This is a genomic window from Actinoplanes sp. NPDC051861 (assembly GCF_040681145.1).
Lineage (GTDB): Bacteria > Actinomycetota > Actinomycetes > Mycobacteriales > Micromonosporaceae > Actinoplanes.
Genome location: NZ_JBFAYE010000022.1, coordinates 101,415 through 125,598, shown reverse-complemented (window position 1 = coordinate 125,598; position 24,184 = coordinate 101,415). Strand labels below are relative to the sequence as shown.

Annotated in this window: 23 protein-coding genes; 10 read left to right on the top strand and 13 right to left on the bottom strand. The window is 70.5% G+C overall.

Going from position 1 to position 24,184, the window contains the following annotated elements; genetic code table 11:
• Positions 1–6: 6 nt before the first annotated feature.
• A complete protein-coding gene (locus tag AB0M02_RS38030) occupies positions 7–645 on the bottom strand; it encodes a nucleoside/nucleotide kinase family protein (protein ID WP_364236233.1) in 639 nt (212 codons plus the stop codon).
• 98 nt (positions 646–743) lie between these two features.
• Here AB0M02_RS38030 and AB0M02_RS38025 point away from each other — a divergent pair, with 98 nt between their 5' ends.
• Positions 744–1,583: a ScyD/ScyE family protein gene (locus AB0M02_RS38025; protein WP_364236232.1), complete on the top strand. Its 840-nt coding sequence runs from the start codon at positions 744–746 to the stop codon at positions 1,581–1,583.
• Here the strand turns inward: AB0M02_RS38025 and AB0M02_RS38020 are convergent.
• A complete protein-coding gene (locus tag AB0M02_RS38020) occupies positions 1,560–2,216 on the bottom strand; it encodes a hypothetical protein (RefSeq protein ID WP_364236230.1) in 657 nt (218 codons plus the stop codon). The two genes, AB0M02_RS38025 and AB0M02_RS38020, sit on opposite strands and share 24 nt — an antisense overlap.
• Positions 2,217–2,443: 227 nt before the next feature.
• Between AB0M02_RS38020 and AB0M02_RS38015 the strand changes: the two genes are divergently transcribed.
• From AB0M02_RS38015 to AB0M02_RS38005, 3 genes are read left to right on the top strand one after another with little or no spacing between them, the layout of a single operon-like run.
• Positions 2,444–3,241: a polysaccharide deacetylase family protein gene (locus AB0M02_RS38015; RefSeq protein WP_364236228.1), complete on the top strand. Its 798-nt coding sequence runs from the start codon at positions 2,444–2,446 to the stop codon at positions 3,239–3,241.
• Positions 3,238–4,305: a glycosyl hydrolase gene (locus AB0M02_RS38010; RefSeq protein ID WP_364236226.1), complete on the top strand. Its 1,068-nt coding sequence runs from the start codon at positions 3,238–3,240 to the stop codon at positions 4,303–4,305. The genes AB0M02_RS38015 and AB0M02_RS38010 overlap by 4 nt, the downstream gene beginning before the upstream one ends.
• Positions 4,306–4,349: 44 nt before the next feature.
• On the top strand, positions 4,350–4,733 hold the full coding sequence (locus AB0M02_RS38005; protein ID WP_364236224.1) for a RidA family protein: 384 nt from the start codon (positions 4,350–4,352) through the stop codon (positions 4,731–4,733).
• A 128-nt stretch (positions 4,734–4,861) separates the two neighbouring features.
• On the opposite strand, the gene AB0M02_RS38000 is transcribed toward AB0M02_RS38005, so the two are convergent.
• From AB0M02_RS38000 to AB0M02_RS37975, 6 genes are all read right to left on the bottom strand, one after another.
• Positions 4,862–5,902: a glycosyl hydrolase gene (locus AB0M02_RS38000; protein ID WP_364236223.1), complete on the bottom strand. Its 1,041-nt coding sequence runs from the start codon at positions 5,900–5,902 to the stop codon at positions 4,862–4,864.
• Between the two features lie 9 nt (positions 5,903–5,911).
• Positions 5,912–6,673 carry a hypothetical protein gene (locus AB0M02_RS37995; protein WP_364236221.1) on the bottom strand — a complete coding sequence of 254 codons (762 nt, stop codon included), beginning with the start codon at positions 6,671–6,673 and terminating at the stop codon, positions 5,912–5,914.
• Positions 6,670–8,595, bottom strand: coding sequence for a hypothetical protein (locus tag AB0M02_RS37990; protein WP_364236219.1), 1,926 nt, complete (start codon positions 8,593–8,595; stop codon positions 6,670–6,672). Before AB0M02_RS37990 ends, AB0M02_RS37995 begins: the two co-directional genes overlap by 4 nt.
• A gap of 84 nt (positions 8,596–8,679) precedes the next feature.
• Entirely contained in the window at positions 8,680–9,966 is a 1,287-nt protein-coding gene (locus AB0M02_RS37985) for a glycosyltransferase (RefSeq protein ID WP_364236217.1), read from the bottom strand.
• On the bottom strand, positions 9,963–10,886 hold the full coding sequence (locus tag AB0M02_RS37980) for a glycosyltransferase family 2 protein (protein ID WP_364236214.1): 924 nt from the start codon (positions 10,884–10,886) through the stop codon (positions 9,963–9,965). The genes AB0M02_RS37985 and AB0M02_RS37980 overlap by 4 nt, the downstream gene beginning before the upstream one ends.
• A 23-nt stretch (positions 10,887–10,909) precedes the next feature.
• Entirely contained in the window at positions 10,910–11,854 is a 945-nt protein-coding gene (locus AB0M02_RS37975; RefSeq protein ID WP_364236212.1) for a glycosyltransferase family 2 protein, read from the bottom strand.
• A 665-nt stretch (positions 11,855–12,519) separates the two neighbouring features.
• Here AB0M02_RS37975 and AB0M02_RS37970 point away from each other — a divergent pair.
• From AB0M02_RS37970 to AB0M02_RS37960, 3 genes are all read left to right on the top strand, one after another.
• Positions 12,520–13,455 carry a sulfotransferase domain-containing protein gene (locus AB0M02_RS37970; protein ID WP_364236209.1) on the top strand — a complete coding sequence of 312 codons (936 nt, stop codon included), beginning with the start codon at positions 12,520–12,522 and terminating at the stop codon, positions 13,453–13,455.
• A 67-nt stretch (positions 13,456–13,522) separates the two neighbouring features.
• Positions 13,523–14,434 carry a hypothetical protein gene (locus AB0M02_RS37965; RefSeq protein WP_364236207.1) on the top strand — a complete coding sequence of 304 codons (912 nt, stop codon included), beginning with the start codon at positions 13,523–13,525 and terminating at the stop codon, positions 14,432–14,434.
• Between the two features lie 214 nt (positions 14,435–14,648).
• Positions 14,649–15,626 carry a serine/threonine-protein kinase gene (locus AB0M02_RS37960; RefSeq protein WP_364236205.1) on the top strand — a complete coding sequence of 326 codons (978 nt, stop codon included), beginning with the start codon at positions 14,649–14,651 and terminating at the stop codon, positions 15,624–15,626.
• Positions 15,627–15,727: 101 nt separating this feature from the next.
• Here AB0M02_RS37960 and AB0M02_RS37955 read toward each other — a convergent pair whose 3' ends face one another.
• Together AB0M02_RS37955 and AB0M02_RS37950 are read right to left on the bottom strand one after the other, a co-directional pair.
• Positions 15,728–16,594, bottom strand: coding sequence for a universal stress protein (locus tag AB0M02_RS37955; protein ID WP_364236203.1), 867 nt, complete (start codon positions 16,592–16,594; stop codon positions 15,728–15,730).
• Entirely contained in the window at positions 16,591–18,039 is a 1,449-nt protein-coding gene (locus AB0M02_RS37950) for an amino acid permease (protein ID WP_364236201.1), read from the bottom strand. Before AB0M02_RS37950 ends, AB0M02_RS37955 begins: the two co-directional genes overlap by 4 nt.
• Before the next feature lie 160 nt (positions 18,040–18,199).
• Between AB0M02_RS37950 and AB0M02_RS37945 the strand changes: the two genes are divergently transcribed.
• The gene (locus AB0M02_RS37945; protein WP_364236198.1) at positions 18,200–18,625 is read left to right on the top strand and encodes an STAS domain-containing protein; all 426 of its coding nucleotides are present in this window, start codon (positions 18,200–18,202) and stop codon (positions 18,623–18,625) included.
• Here the strand turns inward: AB0M02_RS37945 and AB0M02_RS37940 are convergent.
• Both AB0M02_RS37940 and AB0M02_RS37935 read right to left on the bottom strand, forming a co-directional pair.
• Positions 18,591–19,865 carry a cytochrome P450 gene (locus AB0M02_RS37940; protein WP_364236195.1) on the bottom strand — a complete coding sequence of 425 codons (1,275 nt, stop codon included), beginning with the start codon at positions 19,863–19,865 and terminating at the stop codon, positions 18,591–18,593. The genes AB0M02_RS37945 and AB0M02_RS37940 overlap by 35 nt on opposite strands.
• Before the next feature lie 13 nt (positions 19,866–19,878).
• Positions 19,879–20,310: a MarR family transcriptional regulator gene (locus AB0M02_RS37935; protein ID WP_364236193.1), complete on the bottom strand. Its 432-nt coding sequence runs from the start codon at positions 20,308–20,310 to the stop codon at positions 19,879–19,881.
• A gap of 85 nt (positions 20,311–20,395) precedes the next feature.
• Between AB0M02_RS37935 and AB0M02_RS37930 the strand changes: the two genes are divergently transcribed.
• Positions 20,396–20,839 carry a nitroreductase/quinone reductase family protein gene (locus AB0M02_RS37930; RefSeq protein ID WP_364236190.1) on the top strand — a complete coding sequence of 148 codons (444 nt, stop codon included), beginning with the start codon at positions 20,396–20,398 and terminating at the stop codon, positions 20,837–20,839.
• A 24-nt stretch (positions 20,840–20,863) separates the two neighbouring features.
• The gene (locus tag AB0M02_RS37925) at positions 20,864–21,934 is read left to right on the top strand and encodes an alkene reductase (RefSeq protein WP_364236188.1); all 1,071 of its coding nucleotides are present in this window, start codon (positions 20,864–20,866) and stop codon (positions 21,932–21,934) included.
• A 35-nt stretch (positions 21,935–21,969) separates the two neighbouring features.
• Here AB0M02_RS37925 and AB0M02_RS37920 read toward each other — a convergent pair whose 3' ends face one another.
• A complete protein-coding gene (locus AB0M02_RS37920) occupies positions 21,970–24,177 on the bottom strand; it encodes a glycoside hydrolase family 9 protein (RefSeq protein ID WP_364236186.1) in 2,208 nt (735 codons plus the stop codon).
• Between the last annotated feature and the right edge of the window lie 7 nt (positions 24,178–24,184).

Genomic DNA, 24,184 nt, shown 5'->3' with positions numbered 1-24,184 from the left:
CCCGCGCTAACGCGAGGAAGTGTCCACGATCAAGTCGGCGTGGTCACGGGTGGTCTCGATGAGCTCGGCGTTGCGCTCGTCGGTGCCGGTGGACCAGGCGACCGCCTGCTCGTGGGTCTTGCCGAAGCGGACGTGCCGGTCGATGAGGCGGCTCAGGCGTTCGCGGCGGTCGAGGTCGGCGTACCAGACCTCGGTGAGCAGGCCGCGGACCGCGCGCCAGCGGGGCTCTTCGAGGAGAAGGTAGTTGCCCTCGGTGATGATCAGCCGGGCGGTACGCGGAACCCCGATCGTCCCCGCGATCGGCTGCTCCAGGACACGCTCGAACCCCGGCGCGTAGACCATTTCGTCCCGGTCCTCGTGCAAGCGGCGCAGCAGGGCGGCGTACCCGTACGCGTCGAACGTGTCCGGTGCGCCCTTCACGTCGCGCAGGCCGAGCCGTTCCAGCTCCACGTCGGCGAGGTGGAACCCGTCCATCGGGACGTGCGCGACCCAGCCCGCGCCGTGCGAGCCGAGCGTGGCGACCAGGTATTCCGCGAGGGTCGTCTTGCCGGCGCCGGGCGGGCCCGCGATGCCGAGAATCGCGCGGCGCCCGCCGGTGACCAGGCTGCGGGCGCGGATCACCAGTTCGGGGAGCGTACGTGCCATGCGGGTGACCGTACCGGTCGGATCAAGGACGTTCCGGGCCGCCGGGCGGTTGTTGCCGGGAGCCTGGTCGGGAGGTGTCGACTACACGGGGGAAGTAGATGATCACTCGCAGTGCGCTGCTCGCTGCCCTGATCGCGGTGGCGGTCCTGCTGACGGCGGCACCCGTGCAGGCGGCGGACGATCCGGAGCGACCATCGAGGCGCACGTTCGCGTCCGGTCTGGACAATCCACGCGGGCTGGCGTTCGGGCCGGACGGGCGGTTGTACGTCGCCGAGGCGGGCCGGGGCGGGCGGGGACCGTGCCGGCCGGGGCCCGACGGCCGGCTGCGGTGCTTCGGCCGGACGGGTGCGATCGCCGAGATCGGCGCGGGCGGGCAGCGGCGGATCAGGCGGAACCTGCCGTCGATGGCGTTCCCGCAGGGCGGCGGGGCGGTCGGGCCGTCGGATGTGGCGGTGGGCCCGGACGGGACCCTCACCCATGTCATGGGGGAGGCGCGGGTGCTCATCCCGTACCGAAGAGGTCTTTTGATCCTGGATGAGCGCGGCCTGCGACGGGTCGGGCCGCGCGGCAGAACCTGGACCGTCGCGAGGATCGCGGACGCGACGGCGGTGGCCCTCGGCCCGGACGGCGCCTACTACGTCGCCGGCCGCGACCGGATCTGGCGGGCCGAGCCGGGCCGGACCCCGCAGGTGTACGCCTCCGGCCTGCCCGGAGTGGTCGATCTCGCCTGGTCCGGCGAGGGTGTCCTCCATGTCGTGCAGTCCAGTGGTGCGCTCCGGCGACTGACCCGCACCGGCTCCCTACAGGTCACCACCGGACTGACCGCCCCGGGCGGCCTGGCGATCCGCGGCCGGTACGCCTACGTCACCGTCTGCGGCGTCTGCCAGGGCACCGGCGCGGTCGTCCGGATCCCGTTACGGGCGCAGCCCGAGACGTAGCCCGGCCACCCCGGCCGGTGACAGTGGCCGTGCCGTGGCCCGCCCCAGGTCGGAGCGGATCCCGTCGGGGAGTTCGTCGCCCAGCGCGCACAGCGCCGGATAGAGGTCGAGCACCTGCCGGTGGCTGAGCGCCCCGGTGCCGATCAGCAGGCCGTTCAGCGCGGTCGGGCTCTTCACCAGCTCGGCGCAGAGCTCGCGCCGCCAGTACGGGTCGTGGACGTGGTCGGCGAACTCGCGGGCGATCCGGTTGCCGGCCGGGGCGCGCAGGCCGCCCAGGGAGGACTGGCGGAACCGGCTGACGGTCGGCGCGAGGCGGCAGGCGATGCCGAGGCGGCGCGCGAGCTGGGGAACGGTCAGCACGTCGAGGCCGGACGCGCACCGTTCGCAGAGCCGTTCGTACGTCTTCGCGTGCACGACCGAGGCGGGCCGCTGGCAGGCGCCGTCCAGTCCGCAGATGGGGTCGAGGATCACCTCGGTGAGGGTGCCCTCGTGGTCGAAGCGGCCGACCGCGAAATAGGTCGCCGGTGCGGTGCGGTAGTGGGCCAGAGCAGCGCGGGCGCTGACATAGCCGTCTGGGTCGACGCCGATGCGAGGCACACCGCTGTCGGTGTGCAGCTGGATGAGACGGAACATGGTGCGCGCTCCCGGGGTAGAGCGGTTTCGGTGTCGTCCTCCGGTACGTCTCCGTTGCGACAAAGGTTCAGTCATAACTCTGAGTCACTGCTTTGTGACTACAAAAGCCCTGCTAGGAGAGTTGGAGATGGTCGTACGTTACTGGTTGTAGTTTGAATTGGCCAGACGGACGACCCGTCGTGATCTCCCTTGCGGCTAGGCTGACTAGTCGTGAAAAGGGGGGATTTGTGACCTACACGCTGCCGGCGCTGATGTATCACTCGGTCTCCGCCGTGGGTGGGCCGCTGCGCGATCTCGCCGTACCGCCCGAGCGCCTCCGGGAACAGCTGTCCGCGCTGTCCACCGCCGGGTACCGCCTGGTCGGCCTGAGCGAGGCGCTCGACGCGCTGGCCGCCGGGAGTACCGAGAGGATGGTCGCGGTCACTTTCGACGACGGATACCGGGACTTCCTCACGGCGGGCGTTCCGGTCCTGCGCGAGGTGGGCGCCGGCGCCACCCTGTACGCCTCGGTCGGTCACCTCGGCGGCGGGCACGCGCGGTGGCTCGGCGAGTGGGCGCCCGCGTTCGGGCCGATGCTGACCTGGAGCGAGCTGGCTTCGGTGGCGAGCGTGCCGGGGGTGGAGATCGGCAATCACAGCCTGATACACCAGCCGCTGGACGTTCTCGGTCACGCCGAGCTGCGCGACCAGGTGGTGCGCAGCCACGACGAGCTGGAGCAGCGGTTGCGGGTGAAGGTGCGGTCGTTCGCCTATCCGCACGGATACAACTCCCGTCGGGTGCGCGAGGTGGTGGCCGCGGCGGGGCACGACAACGCCACCGAGGTGGGCCGGCGGATGCACACGCCGGGGGAGAAACGGCTCGCCGTGCCGCGCTTCCAGCCGACGCCCTCGCTGTCCGGTGCGGATCTGGTCGCGCTGGTCGGCGGGGCGGGATCCACGCTGGTGCCGCGGCTGAAGCAGCTTGCCCAGCCGGGGTGGCGGATGGTGCGCGGGGCGGCGCGCAAGGCAGGCCGGAACCTGACGTGACTCATTCGCATCGTCGCCCGCCGCAGCCGGGCAGCCTCGGCCGGCGCGGGTTTCTCAGTCTTGCGGCGCTGGCCACCGTGCCGGTCGGCGCTTTCGGATATCACCGGGCCACCGCGTCGGCGTCACAGCCGTCGCCGGTCAACGCCACGGTCGCGCCGGTGCAGCCTTCGCCGTCGCCCAGTGCCACCCCGGCGCCGTTCGCGTCGGCGTCCGGGGCGCTGGGCGGGGCGGTGCCGTTCGTGCCGGGCAAGGCGCTGTTCGGCGCGTACCTGGGGTTCGACGGGATGTCCTACAAGGAGGCGCTCGAGCTGCGGAACTCGCAACTGGGGCGCAAGCACCGGATCGTGCACGTGTTCTACGGGTGGGGCGATCAGCTGCCGGATTCGATCCCGTACCTGCCGAAGCAGGCTTACCCGCTGATCTCCTGGCGGGGACCGAAGTACAAGGAGATCGTGGGCGGGAAGTCGGACGAGCTGATCGCCCGCGCCGCCCGGCGTCTCCGGGAGCTCGGGCGGCCGCTGCTGCTGCGCTGGGGCTGGGAGATGAACGGCAGCTGGTACGACTGGGGTGGCGCCAAGAACGGCAGGGACCCGGACGGGTACGTCGAGTGCTTCCGCCGCCTGCACCGGATCTTCGGCGAGGAGGGCGCGGACAACGTCGCGTGGGTGTGGAGTCCGAACTGGAACTCCAGCCCGTTGGAGGCGTGGAATCGCGCTGAGAAGTACTACCCGGGCGACGACTATGTCGACTGGGTGGGCGTGTCCGGGTACAACCTGCACGACGAGGCGCCGGCGACACTGTTCGACGGGATTTATCACCAGTGGTCACCCCGGAAACCGATCATGATCACGGAGACCGGCGCGACGGACAAGGGCGGGTCCACGAAGTCCGATTGGATAGCCGACTTCGCGAAGTATGTCGATGAGCGGCCCGCGATCGGCGCGGTGGCGTGGTTCGACACGGACACCCACTACAGCTACCCGGAGAAATGGCGCGTGGATACGGACGCGGCTTCCCTCGCGGCCTACAAGGCGATGGCGACAAGTCCCCGATTCAGCGGGTAGTACTCCAGCATCGGTGGACTACCGGGAAATTGTACTGTGGACCCGTGGAGATCAACGGCGTGAACCCGTCATCAGCACCTGAGCCCTCAGGTGGCTACGTCAACGCCTTGGAGGTCGTTGGCGCATCACGGTTGCTGTTCGTCAGCGGTCAGATCCCTGAGGATCGTGACGGTTGGGTGCCTGCGGACATCGAGCAGCAATGCCGGCTCGTGTGGGCCAACGTGACTGCGGCATTGCATGCCGCCGGCTTGACTGTTCAGAACCTGGTGAAGGTGACGACGTTTCTCAGCGATCGACAATTCGCTGAGGTCAACACCGCCGTGCGGCGCGAGGTGCTGGGAGATCACCAGCCGGCGCTCACGGTGATCATCACGGGGATCTTCGACCCGGCGTGGCTTGTGGAGATCGAGGCTGTCGCCGCAGCCTGACACGAACCGCCGCGCTGGTGTCCCGGGACGGGCCGGGTCTGCCCGACACCCGGGCAGAGGGGGTGAGGGTGCAGGTGCTCGCGAATCATTCCGAAACAGGACGCGTAGCGCGTAAAAATGGATAGCTCTTAGGTCTGGTAAAGGGAGCGGTAAACCTCCGAGGAGCCGGCGTTGCCCAGGCAGGCCGGGTCGTCGGGGCGCAGGATGCTCGACTGGGAGACGGTGCCGTCGCAGCGCTGGAAGTACGCCTCGTAGGCCAGGTACGGAGCGTGGGCGGCGAACCAGGCGTGCATCCAGCGAATGAAGGACGGGTTGTCCTTGCCGGCGTCGGCGGTCGGCATGATGCCCCATTCGCCAACGGAGAAGAGTTTGCCGTGGGCGCGGGCGAAATCGAACAGCCAGTCCAGGCCCTCGGCGCGCGCGGCGGTGGCGGCGAAATCATTCTCCGTCGGCGACCAGGGGTGATGGTCGTAGTTGTCGATGCCGATGATGTCGACATACGCGTCGCCGGGATAGCAATTGGTGCTCACCCCGCCGCAGAGATTCGACGGCGTGTTGTGCGCGTTGATGGTCCAGTCGAGGACCACCAGCGGGTTCGTGGAACGCATCGCGTCGGCGGCATGGCGGTAACACGCGATGTAGTCGTCGGTGTCGAGTCCGCGCCAGCCCATTGTCGACTCGTTCATCTCCCAGCCGAGGCGGACCACGGAATCGGCGCGGCCCTCGGTGGTCATCAGCGTGCCGAAGTCGCGCCAGTGCTGGTCGTAAGTGCCTGCCGCGCAGTCGTCGAGCAGTTCCTCGCCGCCGTTGGGCACCAGGCCCTGCGAGATCACCAGGACGCCGTCGAAGTCCGCGAAGTACTGGAATGTCCAGGCGGTGCCGCGGGTCATACTTTCGTAGTCGGTGCGGTCGGTGTAGGTCTGGGCCACGCCGCAGGGGCGGCCGCGGGCGGTGCAGAATTCGGTCACGGAGGCGGTGTTCAGGGTGGGGTATCCGTTGACGCCGGAGAGGCCGTCGGGGCCGGGCCAGGCGCCGGCTTCGCGGGGGAGGGCGAACTGGGCCCGGGCCGAGCGCCGGTCGGTCGCCGGCTCGTCCGGTTGCTCGGCATTATCGGCACATCCGGCGATGCTCAGGATCAGGGCGACGGCAAGCCAGGGCTTGGGTGACATGGCGCCGGCTCACTGCGCCGCGGAGATGACTACGGTACGGAAGACCGAGCTCTCCTGTCCGCGAAAGAGGCTGACGGTGACCCGCTCCTCGCCCGGCAGCCGGAGCCGGCCCGTCCAGTCGCCGCCGGTGTCCGGTATCAGCGCCTGCCGGCTCAGCTCCTCGCCCTCGGTGCCGGTCATGACCAGGCGATACGGCCCGTCTCCCGGCGCCAGCCCGGTGGCGCTGACCCGCACCTGCCGGTTGCCGTCCTCGTCGACCGGTCCCGGCGGCGCCGCCGACAGGGTCGCCACCGTGATGTCGTAGACGCGTTCCGAGTCCGAGAACGACCACCACCCGGCCCCGGCGAGCAGCACCACCGCCAGTGTCAGCGGGATCGCGGCCCGCAGATTCGGCCGCGGCAGTGGCAGTGGTTCGGTCTCGGGCTCGGGCAGCAGGCGGGCCCGCGCCACCGCCGCAGCGACCGCCACGAGCGTTGTCGCCACCGCGAGCGCGGACCACCCGGCCTGGTTCAGCGTGCCGCCGATGGCCCACAGTCCGAGGCCGCCGAGCACCAGCGCGGCGAGGCTCAGCGCCGGGATCAGCACGAGGCGCTCCACGAGCTCGACGCGGCGCCGGCCGGGCGGGAAGACCGCCTCGGTGATCGCCAGGCCGGGCAGCACGACGGCCAGCAGCAGGCCGCCCGGCACCGACAGGACGAGCGGGCCGAACACGGCTGCGGCGCCGGCCGCGACCGTCACCCCCGCGATCACCCCGGCGCGGACCGTGTTCACGACGCTCCCATCTGATAGATCCGGACGTGACCGTTGTCGTAGAGCTTCGACACGGCCGGGAGGGCGTCGAACTTGCGCAGGTTCGCGACCGGTATCGGCGAGGTCAGGCGGCCGGCCATCGGGTCGCCCTGGAAGTACGCGTCCGGCGGCAGAGCCTCGCTCAGGCGCTCGTCGACCACGAGGTACTGCACGCCGCGCTCCCGGACTATCCCCTCCTCGGTGCCGGACCAGCGCTCGGCGTAGTACAGCTCGCCGACCTCCCGGACCGGGTCCATCCGCCCGTACGTCGAGGAGAGCGCCACGGCGGTGATGTCGCCGCCGACCCGGGAGCCGTGCGGCAGGGTGCCGGCCTGCCAGCCGGCGGCGTTCACCCCGTACGCGTCGACCGAGCGCTCGTAGGCAGCCGGGAGGTAGGGGCCGGGAAGCAGCGCGTCGACCGGGGGCCAGCCGCCGGTGCGTGCGCCGATCATCAGGACGGTGATCAGGGCGGTGCCCAGGTAGACCGGCCGGGGGAGCGGTACGGCGTCCACGATCGCGACCGCCGCGATGATCGACATGGGGATGTAGGTGAACGTCGACAGCCGTCCGGCGATCTCCGGGCCGCCCGAGCCGAGGAAGCGGGCCCCGTTGCCGGCGAAGAAGACCGCGGCGCCGATCAGGGCCGCCCAGCGCCACGTGTCGCGGTCCTTGCTCACCACCATGTGCCGGCCGACGGCCAGGAAGAGGGCCAGGAGACCGAGCAGGCCGAGTCCCTGCACCGCGAGCTGTGTCAGAGGCACGGGTTTGGCGGCGGTGGCCTCCGCGCCGGCGCCGCCGCCGAAGAACTGGTTCAGCGAGGCGGTGAGTCCCTCGAGCGGCGACTCCAGGTACGCGACGACGTCCTGCGCGACGAACCCGATCCAGGCGGCGGCGACCGCGAGGGCCGTGGCCGGGACGACCAGCGTGATCCACTGGCGCGGCCGCTCCAGCACGAGCTCCGCGGCGGCGAGCAGGGCCAGCGTGGCGACCAGGGCGAACGCGGTGACGTGGTGGCTGATGGTGGTCATCGCGATGCCGAGGACGGCCAGGGCGGCGAACACGTGGGCGGTGGTGGCGCGCCAGCGCCGGTACGCCCAGACGGTGAGCATGAAGAAGGGGAGCGCGGCGGTCTGGTACAGGTACATGGAGTTGAAGAAGAGGTAGTGCATGGCGGTCGCGTACGTCACGCAGGCGACGCCGGCGATCGCGGGTGAGTCGCTCGCGCGCAGCACCGCGGCGAACAGGAGCCCGACAAAGATCAGGTGCGCGACTCCGGCGACGAGGATGCCGGCGGCGGTCACCGGCAGTCCGGTGAGCTGGGACAGCGCGGCGCCCATCTCGGCGAGACCGGGGAAGTGTACGGCCGGGGGCAGCGCCTGATTGGGGCGGAACAGCTCGCCGGACTCGTTGATCAGCGTGGTGGCCGTCCAGTGCTGCAACTCGTCGGGGAAGCGGAACTGGTCCGGGCTGTACATCCACTTGAGCATGTACTGGTTGACGGCGAGGCCGATGACCAGCAGGACCGGCTCGGCGACCCCGGCCGGGCGGCTGAGCAGCCGGAACACGACCGGTGAGAAGACGATGACCTGGCCGGCCCAGTACGCGGTGATGGCCCAGGAGGACTCGTGACGGCCGCCGCTGTACGCGAGGGCGACCAGCGCTACGCCGAGGCTGGAGAGTGCGAGAATCCAGGGGGAGTGCCCCAGGCCGGGTTTCTCGTCGTCTGCTGTGCTCTCCGGCGCCTCGGGGGGCCGGACGATGACGGTCTTCTCCGCCGGCAGGCGGATGATGACCGTTTCCTCCTCTGGTTCCTCCTCCCCCTCCTCCGGCTTTTCTGCTTCTTCTGGGGATTCGTCCTTCTCATCCGATTCCGCGGCCTCTGCGGTCGCTTCCTCCGGCCCCATGAAACAGCCTCCACAAGTTCACGAGCTCCGCCTACTACTCACAGTAGGCGGAGCATCGCTCCCGGTATCGCTAAGCCGGGATGATCAGCCCACGGCAGCCCGCAGCTTGGCCCGGGCGGCACGCCGGCCCCGCAGATACGCGCGCGGACCGGCGATCATGCCGCGCCGGTTCGCCGAGAGCAGCTCGCGCGGGAAGTCGTCCTGGAGCGTCGACACCCGCAGGCTGTCCGAGCCGGTCAGGTCGCGCAGCGCGGTCGGCGCCAGCTTCATCAACCGCCAGAGCAGTCCCGGCTGTTGGATCAAAAGACTTGTGTACGCGGCGGTCAGCCCGGTTCCGTACCCGACCATCTGCTTGTGCAGGCCCTCGAAGTCCGGCCGGTGGTAGTGATGGGTCACCGCGGTCGGCTGGTAGACGATCGTCCCGCCGCTGAGCAGCACCTGGGTGAAGGCGAGCGTGTCCTCGGAGCCCATCGCCGGCGTACCCGCGCCCAGCGCCGTGTCCCAGCCGCCGATCCGCTCGATCACGCCGGGCCGGAACGTCATGTTCGCGCCCGTGCCGAACGGCGGCAGCGGGTAGAGCGGGCTCTGCAGGTGCGCGGTGTGCGGCCCGAACGAGGCCGGTGTGAACCCCCGGCCCTTGCTGTGCCCGCCGAACTGCTCGAACCACAGCTGCGCCCGAGTCTCCAGCTCGGCCGGGACGATCACACCGGAGACCACGTCCGCGCCGGGGTTGTCCACCAGCGCGCGGGCCACCTCGGCCAGCCAGTGCGGGTCGGCCGTCTCGTCGTCGTCGATCCAGGCGAGGATCTCGCCCGGCGCTGCGGCGACGGCCGCGTTGCGGGCGAACGACAGGCCGGCCCTCGGCTCGCGCAGGTACTCGACCGGGGCGCGGCGCGCGGCCGAGCGCACCACCTCGGCGGTGGCCTCGGTGGCCGGGGCGTTGTCGACGACCAGGACACGGAAGTTCGGGTACTGCTGGGCGAGGAGGCTGTCCAGGCAGCGGGCGAGCGCGCCCGGCCGCTCCCGCGTGCAGATGACGACGGTGATCTCGGGTGCGGCGGCCAGCACGGCGCGCCGCGACGCCAGGAACTCCGGCTCGGTGGCCGGCAGGTAGCCGTGCACCGGGACGCTGCCGAGCCGGGACCGTACGGCCGGGCCCAGTTCGGCGTCGATCGCGGCGGCGAGCTGCTCCGGAGCCAGGCCGCGCTCCGGCACGTCGACCAGGACGGTGCCGAGCGGCTCGGTGAAGACGCGGACCAGGGCCCAGGCCTGCAGCACCCGGCGGCCGTCGGCCGAGTAGGCCTCGACGCGGCGAAGCGGCTCGGTGAGCTCGATGTCGAGGACCGCGGCGGGCCGGACTGTTGTTGTCATCGCTTCGCACCCCGCTTGGAACTGACGGTTTCGACGACGCCGCCCACACCCGCGGCGGTGACACCGGCGATCACGCCGCCGGCGCGGAGCAGGTGGTCGGTGCCCTTGCCGGAGGCGGCCGCGCCGACGTGGCGGACCACCGCCTTCGGCAGCGACCACAGGTAGCTGCGCTCGGCGCCGAGCGCGTCGTTCTCGTGCAGGCCGGCCATCTGGACCTTGCCGCGGCCCTCGGCGTAGCAGCGCCGCACGAAGAACCGGAAGCTGGCCCGTTCGGCGGGGACCTCGTGCTGGATGACGGCGCTCGGCACGTACATCCAGCGGCCGCCGCTGACCTCGCTCATCCGCAGGCAGAGGTCGGTGTCCTCGGGCCGGTTGCGGGAGCCGAGCTTGCCGAAGCCGACCCGGAATCCGCCGGCCGCCTCGAACACGTCCTTGCGCACGATCATGTTGGCGGACCAGACGTTGCGGATCGGCGCGGTCTCGGTGGGCATGCCGGCGTACGAGCCGCCGACCGCCCAGAGGAACTCGGCCGGCATCCAGCGCGGTGCCGGGCCCTCCCACGCGGGTTCGATCGCGCCGCCGGTGCCGACCACGTCCGGGTCGGTGAACGGCTCGATCTGCCGGGCGAGCCAGTTGCGGTCGGCGATGATGTCGTCGTCCAGGAACGCGACCAGCGGCGTCTTCGCGTGGAAGGCACCGGTGTTGCGGTTTCCGGACACCCCTTGGGCGTACGCGTTCCGCAGCACCGTGACGCCCGGCAGCTCCCGCTGGATCCGCTCGAACATCGCCGGGTTGTGGTCGACGACGACGACGATCTCGGCGGGGGTGTGTGTCTGCGAGCGCGCCGACGCCAGTGTCCGCGTCAGGTAGTCCCAGCGCGCCTCGGAGTACGTGGGGATGACGATCGTGGTGTTGTTCACGGGGGGAGGGCTCCTGAACAGGCTCAGTCGTCGAGCGAGGCGCGGCTGCGGATCTTGTTGACGTCCTGGGTGGGCAGCTTGCCGAGGTCGTCCATCGCCCGTGCCCGCATGGCGCGCAGGTCCTGGGTGGGCCGCGGGCCGGTGGTGCGCACGACCTTGTCGGCCTGCTTCACGACCTGCTGGATGTTGTGCGTCTCGGCCGCCCTGGGCGCCGGCGCGACCTTGATCTTGAGGTTCTCGGCAAACGGGGCGATCCGGGCCCGGCGCCGCCCGCGCATCCGCCCGAACTCGCTGAAGATCGTGCGCAGGACGCGGAAGCCGTCGCGGAAGGTGTTGAGGTTGCTCTCGCCGAAGATCCGCTCGTGCTCGGTGCTGCCGACCTCGCCGACCTTGAGCTTCTCCGCCACCGCGCGGATGTTGATCATCGTCTCGATCTCGAAGCCGTCGCCCCACAGCTTGCTGCCGTCCGCGGGGCGGGGCAGCGCGATGTCGGGCAGGTCGAGAGCCGGCACGACCGAGCGCCAGAAGGCGTTGTAGCCGTAGCACAGGTCGGTGAAGTGCGTACGGAACAGCACGTTCACCACCATGTTGAGCCCGTCGTTGCCGAGCTTGCGCAGCCGCGTGATGTCGTGGCTGTGCCCGCCGTGGCTGAACCGCGAGCCCTTCACGAAGTGGTCGCCGTTGATCAGCTTGTCGACGAAGAGCGGGATCTCGGCCGGGTCGGTCGAGCCGTCGGCGTCGATCATCACGATGATGTCGCTCGTGCAGGCCGCGAAGCCGCAGGCCAGCGCGTTGCCCTTGCCGATGCGGGTCTGCTGGACGATCACCGCGTCCGGCCGCAGCTCGCGCGCCACCTCCACCGTCCGGTCCACCGAACCACCGTCGACGATGATCACCTCGTCGATCATCGATGGGAGCTTGGCGAACACGTGCGGGAGGTTCCGCTCTTCGTTCAGGGTGGGGATCACGACGCTCACGGTCGGTGACTGCGGACGACTACCGTCGGTGCTCGGATTCACGTGCGAAGGCTCCATGTCGGTCCCTTCCGGGGGCGGCAATGCGACTCGTCGAACGATTTCCGGGGAGGGGATCGAACGGCCGCTCGCTTCAGGGGGCCAAACTAGCAAGGGATTACGCAGGGTCAACAGCTGCGGAGAAACGTTGAGATCACTGCACCGGGAAAGGTGCCTGTTAGGTACTGAGATTGGTAGGACTTTCGGATAGGTCTTCCGGGCGACGGCTACGCACGGTAGCGGTCGATGACCATCTCCGTAGGATATGCCGGAAGAGTCGGACGTCGATGCTTTATCACCATAAGGGCGACATTACGGATAGTGATCCGCCTCGGGGGCGTCCTGACGCTGCGTGGGCGTTGTTACCCTCACCGCGTGGGAAAGAACCAGGCTGACCTGTGCGTCTGCGGTCACGAGCGCCGCGCGCACGAGCACTACCGAGCCGGCACCGAGTGCGCCCTGTGTTCCCTGTGCCCGCGCTTCCGCGTGCGGGGCGGGTGGCTGCGGCGTCTAATGGACAGGTGATCGGCGTCCGGGGGATGGGCAAGGGCTGCGAAATCCTAGTGGATCTGTAGGCTAACTCTAAATTTGAGCGAGCTTCGCACCCCGAGGGGGACTTCATGTCTCTGCCCGACTTCCTCATCGCCGGTGTTCCCAAGGCCGGCACCACGGCGCTGCACGCCGCCCTGGTGGGGCACCCCGAGCTGTACCTGCCGTCGGTGAAGGAACCGAAGTTCTTCCTCTCCGACGGGCCGCCGCCCAGCGTGGGCGGGCCCGGTGACGTGCAGACGTACCAGGAGCACGTGTGGCGCCGCGACGAATACGAGGCACTCTTCGACCCGGCGCCGCCGGGCACGCTGCGCGGCGAGGCGACGCCGTTCTACCTGTACGACCTGAAGTCGCACGACCGGATCCAGGCGCTGGTCCCGGACGTCAAGCTGATCATCCTGCTGCGTGACCCGGTGGACCGCGCCCACTCGAACTGGACGCACCTGTGGGTGGCCGGCCTGGAGGAGGAGGCCGACTTCCTGGCCGCCTGCCACGCCGAGGAGGCGCGCAAGCGGGCGCGGTGGGCCGACTTCTGGCACTACATCAGCCTCGGCCTGTACGGCTCCCAGCTCGAGCACCTGTATTCGCGTTTCCGCCGTGAGCAGGTACTTCTGCTACGCTACCGCGATCTCAAGGACAGTCCGGCCGAGACTCTCGACCGGGTCTGCGCCTTCCTCGGCGTTCGGACCGGTGTGCTCACCTCGATCCCGAAGGAGAACGTGAACCGGCACTTCGTCGAGGACAACGCGGTCAACCGGGTGCTGCGCGGCATGCTCCGGGCAGGAGGCGACTTCGGGCACCGGTTCCCGGTCCCGCTGCGGCTCGCCGCCCGAGGCCCGCTGCTCACCCTGCTGCACCGCAAGCGGGGCAACCGTCCGGTCACCACGCCGGAGGAGCGGGCCGCCCTGCTGCCGTATTTCGCCGACGACATCGCCCTGCTCCAGCAGGTCACGGGCGAGTCGTACGACGACTGGCTGAGCCTGGACCGACACGCCCGGGTTCGCTAAACCCCACTTTCCCGATAGATGATGCACACTTGACGGGTTCCGTCGCCGTAACCCCCGGGGAGCCGCCTTGAGCATTGGAATCACGGCCCTGCCACTGCCGAACTGGGACGACTCCACCGTGGTGGTGGAGCCGCCCGGCGCCGAACCCGGCGCCTGGTCGGGTGCGCCCAGCACGGTCGTGGCGGACGGCTACGTCTACCTCGCGTACCGCCTGCGCCTGCCCATCGGGGCCGGGCGCGGTATCGCCAACGTGGTCGCCCGCTCGGCGGACGGCCTGAACTTCGAGGTCGTGGCCGAGGTCGGCAAGGACCAGTTCGGCGCCGAGTCCCTCGAACGGCCGGCCCTGGTGCGCACCCCGGAGGGACGCTGGCGCCTCTACGTCAGCGCGGCCACCCCGGGCACCAAGCACTGGCGGGTCGACCTGGTGGAGGCCGAGACAGTGGAGGAACTCTCCAGCGCGCCGGCCCGGACCGTGCTCGCCGGTGACGAGACCGTCGGCGTCAAGGACCCGGTCCTGCACCACGACGAGTACGGCTGGCACCTCTGGGCCTCGGTGCACCCCCTGGAGAGCTGGGACGACGCCGACCGGATGACGACCGAGTACGCGACCAGCCCGGACGGCGTGGACTGGACCTGGCAGGGAACCGCGCTTGCCGGCCGGCCCGGGGAGTGGGACGCGCGGGGCGTACGGGTCTCCTCGGTTCGCGTCGAGGGCGACTCGATCACCGCCTCCTACGACGGCCGGGCCACCGCGGGGGAGAACTGGGAGGAGCGCACCGGAGTGGCTCGGGGCGTACGCCTTCCCGGCGGCTCGTTCGGGCCGCTCACGGCCGAGGACCGGGAGCCGGTCGGCAGCCCGCACAAGCCGAACGGGCTGCGCTACCTCAGCCTGGCCGCGCTGCCGGACGGCCGTCAGCGGCTCTACTACGAGGCGACCCGCGAGGACGGCGCCCACGACCTCCGGAGCGAGTTGGCCTGACGTAAGCACCATCACTCTCGGTAGGGCCGCTCCGGGCGCCGGAAACGGTGTCCCCTAGCGTCTCGGGTGCACGGACAACGAACCGCGCGTGAAATGGCGGAGCCGGACCCACAAGGATCGGCTTCGCCATTTTTGTGTCGCCAATTCGAATGGCGGTGTCCCAATACGGACACGCGGCGCGTTTGCGTATCAGCGGCCGGGGTAACGAGAGGCGATGCGAACGCTGGGTGGCCGGTATCAACTAGTGAACCGTATCGGGCTCGGCGGCATGTCCGAGGTCTGGCGTGGCCACGACCGCGTCCTCGACCGCCCGGTGGCCGTGAAGATCATGACCCCGGCCGTCGAGGGCACCCTCGGCGAGGTCGGCGTCGAGCTGGTCCGCACCGAGGCGCGCTCGGCCGCTCGGCTGGCACATCCCAACGTCGCCGGCGTCCACGACTTCGGCACCTCACCCGGCTCCGGGCGCGACGTGCCGTACATCGTCATGGAACTGGTCGAGGGCCAGACCCTCAGCGAGCACCTGGCCGCCGGGCGCCTCGACTGGCGCATCGGCGTACGCGTCTGCGCCGAGGTCGCCGCCGCGCTGGCCGCCGCACACGCCGAGCAGGTAATCCACCGCGACATCAAGCCGGCCAACATCATGCTCACGCCCGCCGGCGCCAAGGTTCTCGACTTCGGCATCGCCGCTGTGGCCGGTTCCCCCGACCCCGATCCCGACGGCCCGGTGATGGGCACACCCGCCTACATCGCCCCGGAACGCTTCGAGGGCATGCCGGCCACTCCGGCGACCGACATGTTCGCGCTCGGCACCCTGCTCTACCACTGCCTCTCCGGCCGCCTGCCGTGGAGCGCCCGCACCAACACCGAACTCGTCGTCCTGCAGCGCTTCGAGGAGCCCGAACCCCTCCCGCACATCGACGGCCTGGCTCCCGAAGTCCTCGACCTGTGCTCCCGCTGCCTGGCCAAGGACCCGGCCGATCGACCAACGGCCCTGGTCGCAGCGCTGTTGCTGGCGGAGGCGGTGGACGCCCGGGTCTACGTCCCGCTGATGGACCTGGAGCCACGCCCGCCGCGGCCGTCCACACTCTCGCCGTGGACGGAGCGAGCCGCCAACGCTCCGACGTCGGCGGCCCCGTACGCGGACGGCCTGCCCACCCGCCCCCGCGAACGCGCCGGCCGCCACCGCGCATGAACCTCCTTGCGTGTGGAGTTGGGGTGTGGTGGTGGGCCGTACTTCACACGCAAGGGTGTGTGGAGTTGGGGTGCGGAGTGGGGCGGAACTTCACACGGAGGTTAGTCGGCTCGGGGGACGACTATGAGGGGGCGGCAGGCTCGGCGCAGCAGGCGGGTGGAGACGCCGCCGAGCAGGACGCGCCGGGCCGGGCCGTAACCCCGCGAGCCGCAGATCAAGACGTCCACGTCGGCCAGGTCGGCGAGGGTCTCGACGACGTCACCGGAGCGCAGTTCCCAGCTGACGTCAACGTCGGGAACCGAGTCGGCGGCCTTGCGCAGGGCGTCTTCGTAGGACTCGCGGGCCGTGTCGAGGAAGGCGCGTTCGGCGTCGGTGCCGAGCATGAAGGGAACGGCGGCGTCGGCGCGGGCCACGACGGTGACCAGCAGCAGCGGGCTGTGGGTGCGGCGGGCCAGGCGGGCGGCGGTGGCCAGGGCGGCGCGGCCGTCGGGGGTGTCGACGTAGGCCACGCCGATCCGCCCGTGGCTGCCGGGTGCGATGGTCATGCCCGCGGGCGCGACGGCGACCGAGCAGACGCTGCCGGCCAGGAGGCGCTCGGCTGTGCTGCCGGCGAAGAGGCGAGCCACCGGGCCGGTGGAGCGGGAGCCGACAACCAGGAGCACCGCGTTCTCGTGTTCGGCCAGGTCGTGCAGGCCGTGCGCGGCGGAGGAGGAGGCGACGACGCGGTAGTCGACGTTCGGCGGATCGCCCAGAGTGGCCCGTGCCGAAGCCAGGACACGCTCGGCGGCCTGGTGGCGGTCGGCGATCCACTCGGCGTCCACGCGGCCGGAGCCGATGGCTGACGGCGCGGGATGCACCACGGCCACGATCAGCGGGACGTCCAGCGTGGTGGCGGCCCACTGGCCCAGAGCGAGGGCATCACCGGTGGTCGCGCTGTCGTCGGCTCCGACGATCACCGGCCCGGTCATGACTCGTCACCGTCCTTACGAGGCCCTGGGCCCGGAGAATCCACATCCCCGCGGCGCAGGCGCGAGTTCCGGTATCCGTAGACCGCGTAGATCAGCAGCCCGACCACGAGCCACGCGATGAACCGGATCCAGGTGTCCCAGGGCAGGTCCGACATCAGGTACACCGCGAACGCGATGCCGATGATCGGCAGCACCGGCGACCACGGCACCCGGTACGGTCGGGGCATGTCCGGGCGCGTGCGGCGCAGCACGATCACCCCGATGTTGACCAGGACGAAGGCGAAGAGCGTGCCGATGTTGACCAGCTCCACGATGGTGCCGAGAGGCACGAGCGCGGCCAGGATCGCGATGAGCACGCCGAGGATGATGGTGAGGCGTGCGGGAGTCCCGTACCTCTGGTTGACCGCGGCCAGGCGGCGCGGCAGCAGGCCGTCGCGGCACATGGCGAAGAAGATGCGGGTCTGTCCGTAGAAGATGACCAGGACGACGCTGGTGATGGCGACGACCGCGCCGAGGGCCAGGATCGCGGCCGCCCAGCCCAGGCCGGCGCCCTCGTCGAGTGCGGTGGCGAGCGGTGCGTCGCTGCCGGACATCTGCTCGGGGGTGGCGATGCCGATCGCGCCGACCACGGTGAGCACGTAGAAGATCGTGCAGATGATCAGCGAGCCGAGGATGGCGATGGGCAGGTCCTTGGCCGGGTTGCGCGCCTCCTCGCTGCCGGTGGAGACCGCGTCGAAGCCGATGTAGGCGAAGAAGATGATCGCCGCGGCCGCGGTTATGCCGTCCACGCCGGCCGGGGCGAACGGGCTGAAGTTGCCGGTGCTGAAGTTGGCGAACGCCACCACGATGAAGAAGACCAGCACGGTCAGCTTGATCACGACCATGATGAGGTTGACGCGTACGCTCTCGGTCACGCCGCGGACCAGCAGCAGCGTGATCGCGAGGACGATGAAGACGGCCGGCAGGTTGAACACGCCGCCGTCCTCGGGTGAGGTGGCGATGGCGTCCGGCAGTGCGAAGCCGAAGGCGGCGTCGAGGAACGCGTTGAGGTTGCCGCCCCAGCCGACCGCGATGGCCGCGACCGATACGCCGTACTCGAGGATGAGGTCCCAGCCGATGATCCAGGCGACGAGTTCGCCGAGGGTGGCGTAGGCGTAGGTGTACGCGCTGCCGGAGACCGGGATCGACGAGGCCAGCTCGGCGTAGGACAGAGCGGAGAACGCGCAGGCAACGGCCGCGAGCACGAAGGAAAGGATCACCGCTGGGCCGGCGATCGACGAGCCCTCGCCGATCACCACGAAGATGCCGGTGCCGATGATCGCGCCGACGCCCATGGCGGTGAGCTGGTTCGCGCTGACCGCGCGTTTGAGTGTGGTGCCCTCTTCGCTGGTCTCGGTGATCAGCGAGCCGACGTCGCGGGTTGCGAAGATGCCGGATGCTGCCATGGCCGCGCCTCCCCCCAAAGGCGGCCGCGTCGCCGCCGTTCTGTCACGTTCGCCGAGGCTCGTGCGGCGCCGCAAGATGATCGGCGCGATGCGCCGAATCCGGTCACCCGAGTTGCCGCGGCGGACCTTCCGTGGATGAAAACCCCATGAGGCGTACGCGTTGTGCGCTCTGATCGCCGCGCCGCGCGGCAGCCTGCGGGGTGTGCTGGGGGAGTTGTACGGTGGACAAAACGGGCAGTTGCCGAAGTCCGGAGGGCTCATGGGCGAGGCCGCGATGACGACACGACGGCAGGCGGACGGCGCGATCGTCGTCGAGGTGCGCGGCAGCCTGGACGCCGCCACCGTGGCCGGGGTGCGCAGCTCACTGCTCGGCGCCCTGCAGCGCGGCCGGCCCCGTCAGATGATCGTGGACCTGACGTTCGTGACGTTCATGGACTCGATGGGCATCGGCGCGCTGATCGCCGGCCACGAGGCGGCCCGGAACATCGGCTGCCGGTTCACCGTGCGCAACCCGAGCGACTTCGTGGACCGGCAGTTGCGGGTCACCGGTCTCAGCGATCTGCTCGGTCTGCGGACGCACGGCTGAGCACCGGCTGACCGGCGTCGACCGGGAAGTGGATCGGGCCGCGGATGATGCCGGCGTTGCGGCGCTGGACGGCACCGGCCCGCCGCAGTCCCGGCATCCGCTCGGCCAGGACCCGCAGCGCGGTCGCCGCTTCCAGGCGGGCCAGCGGCGCGCCCACGCAGTAGTGGATGCCGCTGGAGAACGCGAGGTGGTCGGCCTCCGGCGTGCGGTGGATGTCGAAGCGGTCCGGGTCGGCGAAGACGGCCGGGTCGCGGTTGGCCGCCGCGAGGAGGGTCACCACGAACTGGCCGCGCCGAACCGTACGCCCGGCGACCTCGACGTCCTCGAGCGCGCACCGCGCGGTCCGCTGCACCGGCGGGTCCCACCGCAGCGTCTCCTCGACCGCCGCCTCGGCCAGTCCGGCCGGGTCCGCGCAGAGTGCCTCCCACTGTTCCGGGTGGTCGAGCAGCGCGTTGACCGCGTTCCCGATCAGGTTGACGGTGGTCTCGAATCCGGCCACGAGCAGCAGCCGGCACATCGGCAGCAGCTCCGCCGAGCGGATCTGATCGCCCTCGGCGGCGAGGATGCGGCTCACCAGGTCGTCGGTGGGCTCGGTGCGGCGCAGCACGAACAGCTTGGCGAAGACGTCGTCGAGTTCGTCGCCGGCGGCCTTGAGCCGGGCGCCGTGCCGCAGTGAGCGGATCCCGTCGAGAGCGCCGCCGATCGTGGCGCCGTGCCGGGAGAACCGGTCGGCGTCCGCGTCCGGCACGCCCAGCAGGTCGGTGATCACGGCGATCGGCAGCGGTGCCGCGTACGCGCTGACCAGGTCGAAAGCGCCGGTCCGGTCGAGCAGTTCGCCGGCGCGCTGTTCGATCCGTGCGCGGTACCCGGTCATCTGGCGCGGGCTGAACGCGGGCTGGGCGAGGCGCCGCAGCCGGGTGTGGTCGGGCGGGTCCCGGTCCAGGAACGACATGTCCACCTGCTGGTCCGGTGTGGCCCGCCCGGTCAGTTCGGCCGCCCGGACCCCGAACCGCCGGTCCCGCAGAACCGCGTTGCAGACCGGGTGGCTCGCCGTCACGTAGTTGCCGAGGCGGGTGTGGACGAGATCGCCGCCGGCACGTATCTGGCGATAGATCGAGTACGGGTCCCGGCGCCCGGGAGCGAGTCGCAGCAGCGCCATCGGATCGCGTCGGACGTACCCGTGAAAGAGGGTGTCCAGGCGCCGCGTGTAGAGCGCCGCGGCGAATCGCACAGCCTTCATGACGACCTCCCGGTCAGCAGGGGCCGCAGGACCCCGGGTGCATGACGATCGCCGTGACGATGCGCTCGAAGTCCGCCCGGTCCGCGGCGGGAAGGCCGAGGAACATGTCGGGCAGGCGGGCACCGACGTCGGTCCACAGCGCCTCGACGGTCTCCCTACCCTGCGGCGTGGTGTGCAGCAGCACCGCCCGCCGGTCGTGGCTGGGCGTCTCGCGCCGGACCAGGCCGCGGCGCTCGGTGCGGTCGACCAGGCCACTGAGGCCGGGCTTGGCGAGGCCGAGCAGTCCGGCCAGCTCGGACATGCCGCGCGGCTGGTCCCTGAGCATGCAGAGCAGCTGGGCCTGCGCCGGGGTGAGGTCGTGGTCGGCGCAGATCTGCGCGTGCCGGCGTTGCACGAGCGCGGAGAAGCCGACCAGACGGAACCCGAAACCCTGGTCGTGGATCACAGCGTCAGCATACCTTGCACAAGTTCGCGCCACGAACTAGTTTGGTTCGCGGCGCGAACTTATTCGGTACGTCATGGAGGTTGGGATGAGCTTCGACACCCGGGCCGGCACCAGGGGCGCCCGTCAGCCCAAGGGATGGTTCCTGGCGTGGTTCAACCGGCGGGTGGTCCGGCGCGCCCGCAAGGGTGGCACCGGCGACACCATCGTCCTGATCACGGTCGGCCGCCGCACCGGCGCGGAACGGCAGACCCCGGTCCGCGGCTTCCCGGAGAAGGGCGGCGGCTGGCTGATCGTCGCGTCCAGCGCGGGCTCGGCCGGCAACCCGGCCTGGTATCACAACCTCGCCGCCAACCCCGGCCAGGTGCGGGTGCTCAGCGGTGGGCACACCGTCGACGTCACCGCCGAGCAGCTGCACGACCCGGACCGCGAGCGCGCCTGGCGTCGGATCACCGGGGACGCGCCGCGCTTCGGCGAGTACCAGGAGAAGACCGACCGGGTCCTGCCGGTCATCCGCCTCACTCCCGCCTAGATCGCATCCAGAGAGGACCACGACGTGGCGACAGCCTTCGACTCGTACGATCTCAGCGGCACCAAGCTGGCCAACCGCATCGCGATGGCCCCGATGACGCGAAGCCGGGCCTATGGCCCGGGTGCCACACCGACCGACCTGGCCGCGACCTACTACGCGCAGCGTGCCGGTGCGGGGTTGATCATCACGGAGGGTACCCAGCCCTCGGTGGTGGGGCAGGGCTACACGAACACGCCCGGCCTGCACTCCGCCGACCAGGTCGCCGCCTGGCGCGGGGTGACCGAGGCGGTGCACGCCGAGGGCGGCGTGATCTTCGCCCAGCTGATGCACGCCGGGCGGATCGGCCACCCGAGTCTGCTGCCGGACGGCCTGATCCCGGTGGCGCCGTCGGCGGTCCGCGCGGCCGGCCAGTTGTACACCGGCGAGGGCCTGCTCGACTTCGTGGTGCCCAAGGCGCTGACCGAGGAGGAGATCCTTCAGACGATCGACGACTTCGCTGCGGCGGCTCGCAACGCGATCGCGGCCGGGTTCGACGGCGTGGAGATCCACGGCGCGAACGGCTACCTGGTGCAGCAGTTCCTCTCCAGCAACGTCAACCTGCGCACGGACGGCTGGGGCGGCTCGATCGAGGGGCGCATCCGGTTCGGTGTGGCGGTCGCGACCGCGGTGTCCGAGGCGATCGGTCCCGAGCGGACCGGCATCCGGATCTCGCCCGGCAACACCTACAACGACATCGCCGAGGAGCAGGTCGAGGAGCTCTATCCCGCGCTGGTGGCCCGGCTGGCGCCGCTCGGGCTGGCGTACCTGCACGTGGGAGAGAGCTGGGACCGGGAGCTGACGCTCAGGCTGCGCGCGGCCTGGCCGTCGGCGCTGCTGCTCAACCCGAACACCCACCCGGAACGGACCGGGCCGGAGGCGCTCGCGCTGATCGAGGACGGCACCGCCGACGTGATCACGTTCGGTGCGGCGTTCCTGGCCAATCCGGACCTGCCCGCCCGGCTGGCGGCGGGCGGCCCGTTCAACACGCCGGACCTGCGGACGGCGTTCGGTGGCGATCACCGGGGCTACACGGACTACCCGGCGCTGGCGGCCTGAGAGGCCGGGCGGGGGAGACCCCGCCCGGCCCGATGTCAGCTGATCTCAGAGACGTACGCGCTGACCCACGCGATCGCCGCGTTCCAGTTGATCGTCAACTCGTTTGTGGACCACGACTGGATGTCGTCGATGTAGCAGAACTGGCCGACGCAGCCGGTCAGCTTCTGCTGCGCGAGCGGGTCCTGGATGGACGAGTTGGGACCACCGGCCAGGGTGCCGGCCGGCGGGTGGGGCAGGTTCGGGTCGAGCTGCGCGGCGTACCAGCGGCTGTGCTGGTTCTGCGCGGAGACCTCGCCGTACCCGGTGACGTAGGAGATGTTCAGCGCGTTGCGGCCGAAGAACCAGTCGAGGCCGGTCAGCACGCCGTCGCGGTAGCGGTCCTTGCCGGTCAGCTTGTGCCCGGCCGCGACCACCACCAGGTTGTTCGCGATGATGCTCGCCGAGCCCCAGTCCCACACGTTGTTGGTCGGCGCGTAACCGACGCCGTAGGCGTGGGCGCGCTGGAGCGCCAGGTACTTGTCGGCACCCGCGACCACCTGGGCCTGCACCTTCGCGCGGCCGGGCAGCTTGTTCGGAACGAGCGCCAGGTCGATCTTGCCGGCCGCTCCGGTGGCCGCCCAGTCGAAGGCGACCGGGCCGAACGAGTCGGCGTTGTGCTCCGGCGAGGCCAGGATGTCGGTGGCGTACGTCTTCTCACCGGTGGTCAGGAACAGCTCGGCGGCCGCCCAGTAGAAGTCGTCGGTCACCTTGTCGTCGTTGTAGGCGCCGCCACCCGTGCCGTCGGTGACCGGTGCGAGCAGGGCCGGGTTGGCCTTGGCCGCGGTGTAGGCGGTCTTCGCGGCGGCCAGCGCGCGCTTCGCGAAGGCCGCGTCGAACGGCTTGTAGAGGCGCGCGGCCTGCGCCGCTGTCGCGGCGAGATTCAGCGTCGCGGCGGTGGAGACCGGGTGCAGCTCGCGCAGCTGGGGGTCCAGGTGCGGCAGCAGCGGGAGACCGGTCCAGGCAGCGTCGTGGATCTTGTGGTGAGCCATTCCGGCGTACGGGTGACCCGACGGCACCTGCATGCTCAGCAGGAAGTCGAGCTCCCACCGTGCCTCGTCCAGGATGTCCGGGGTGCGGTTGCCGCTCTCCGGGATCGTGAGGTTCAGCTTGCGGGCGCCGCGGTTGTGCTCGTACTCGCTGAGCAGGCCCCACACCGAGATGCCGCCGTTGACGACGTACTTGCCGTGGTCACCGGCGTCGTACCAGCCGCCGGTCACGTCCAGGTTGTAGTCGCAGACGCCGGGCTGGCAGGGCACGTTGCCGTCACCCAGGTTCGGGGCGACGTCGACGTGACCGGCCGGGCGGGCGTACCCGGGGCGCAGGTCGTCGCGGATCTCGATGCCCGAGCGCTGCGTGTAGTAGAGCTTCAGGGCGTCGGTACGCAGTTTCTCGTACGCGTTCCCGCCGATGTCGAACGGCCGTGACGTCTCGCCGTCCGCGGTGACGGTGAGCCCTGCCGCAACTCGCCGGTACCCGCCGAAGTCGATGGTGTGCACGTTCTGACCGGAGGAGACGTCGACACCGTACGGTTTGGTCTGGCCCTTCTTGAGGACCCGGCCGGTGGCGTCCTTGAGCTCCCACGGCACCGCGGTGGTCTTGTCGGTGACGAGCGTGGCGGCCTTCGGGCCGTCCGGGATGTAGGCGACCTGGTTGACCCGGACCCGCGGGCCGGTGTCCGGCACGTAGACCTCGGGCGGGACGCCGCCGACCAGGGAGACGTTGTCCACGCAGAACCGCCACGGGTCGGGGCTGCCGCCGACCTGGAAGGCGACCTGGCCCTGCGCGGTGGAGGCACCGACTGTGAACGTGTACTCGTAGTGCTGCGTGGCGCCGAGGACGGGCGACTGCTCGAAGTAGGTGTCGTACGGCGCGACGGACAGGCCGGTGATCGCGCGGACCACGTGGCCCGCGTCTCCGCTCGCGTCGAAGCTGAACCGGTAGGTCTCGCCGGCGACCAGGTCGATGTCGTTCTGCCCGACAGCGGCGTCCCAGCGGTTGGTGGTCCCGCCGGGCACGTCGACGCAGGCCGCGCCGCTGGAGATGTCGATGGTCATGCCGGCGTTGGTCCAGAACGGGTCGGCGGTGCCGTCGAAGCCACCGTTGACGACCTGTTCGACCTCGTCGGCCTGTGCCGGCGCGGCTGCGCCGAGCGTCAGTAGTACGGCAGATATGCCGATGATCCGGGAGCGCTCCCATAGAGACATGGAGACA

Coding starts and splice junctions, on each gene's coding strand:
- AB0M02_RS37960 (WP_364236205.1), top strand. CDS start 14,649: ATGCGAACGCTGGGTGGCCGGTATCAACTAGTGAACCGTATCGGGCTC.
- AB0M02_RS38030 (WP_364236233.1), bottom strand. CDS start 645: ATGGCACGTACGCTCCCCGAACTGGTGATCCGCGCCCGCAGCCTGGTC.
- AB0M02_RS37950 (WP_364236201.1), bottom strand. CDS start 18,039: ATGGCAGCATCCGGCATCTTCGCAACCCGCGACGTCGGCTCGCTGATC.
- AB0M02_RS38000 (WP_364236223.1), bottom strand. CDS start 5,902: ATGTCACCCAAGCCCTGGCTTGCCGTCGCCCTGATCCTGAGCATCGCC.
- AB0M02_RS38025 (WP_364236232.1), top strand. CDS start 744: ATGATCACTCGCAGTGCGCTGCTCGCTGCCCTGATCGCGGTGGCGGTC.
- AB0M02_RS37990 (WP_364236219.1), bottom strand. CDS start 8,595: ATGGGGCCGGAGGAAGCGACCGCAGAGGCCGCGGAATCGGATGAGAAG.
- AB0M02_RS37940 (WP_364236195.1), bottom strand. CDS start 19,865: ATGAAGGCTGTGCGATTCGCCGCGGCGCTCTACACGCGGCGCCTGGAC.
- AB0M02_RS37930 (WP_364236190.1), top strand. CDS start 20,396: ATGAGCTTCGACACCCGGGCCGGCACCAGGGGCGCCCGTCAGCCCAAG.
- AB0M02_RS37970 (WP_364236209.1), top strand. CDS start 12,520: ATGTCTCTGCCCGACTTCCTCATCGCCGGTGTTCCCAAGGCCGGCACC.
- AB0M02_RS37985 (WP_364236217.1), bottom strand. CDS start 9,966: ATGACAACAACAGTCCGGCCCGCCGCGGTCCTCGACATCGAGCTCACC.
- AB0M02_RS37920 (WP_364236186.1), bottom strand. CDS start 24,177: ATGTCTCTATGGGAGCGCTCCCGGATCATCGGCATATCTGCCGTACTA.
- AB0M02_RS38020 (WP_364236230.1), bottom strand. CDS start 2,216: ATGTTCCGTCTCATCCAGCTGCACACCGACAGCGGTGTGCCTCGCATC.
- AB0M02_RS37955 (WP_364236203.1), bottom strand. CDS start 16,594: ATGACCGGGCCGGTGATCGTCGGAGCCGACGACAGCGCGACCACCGGT.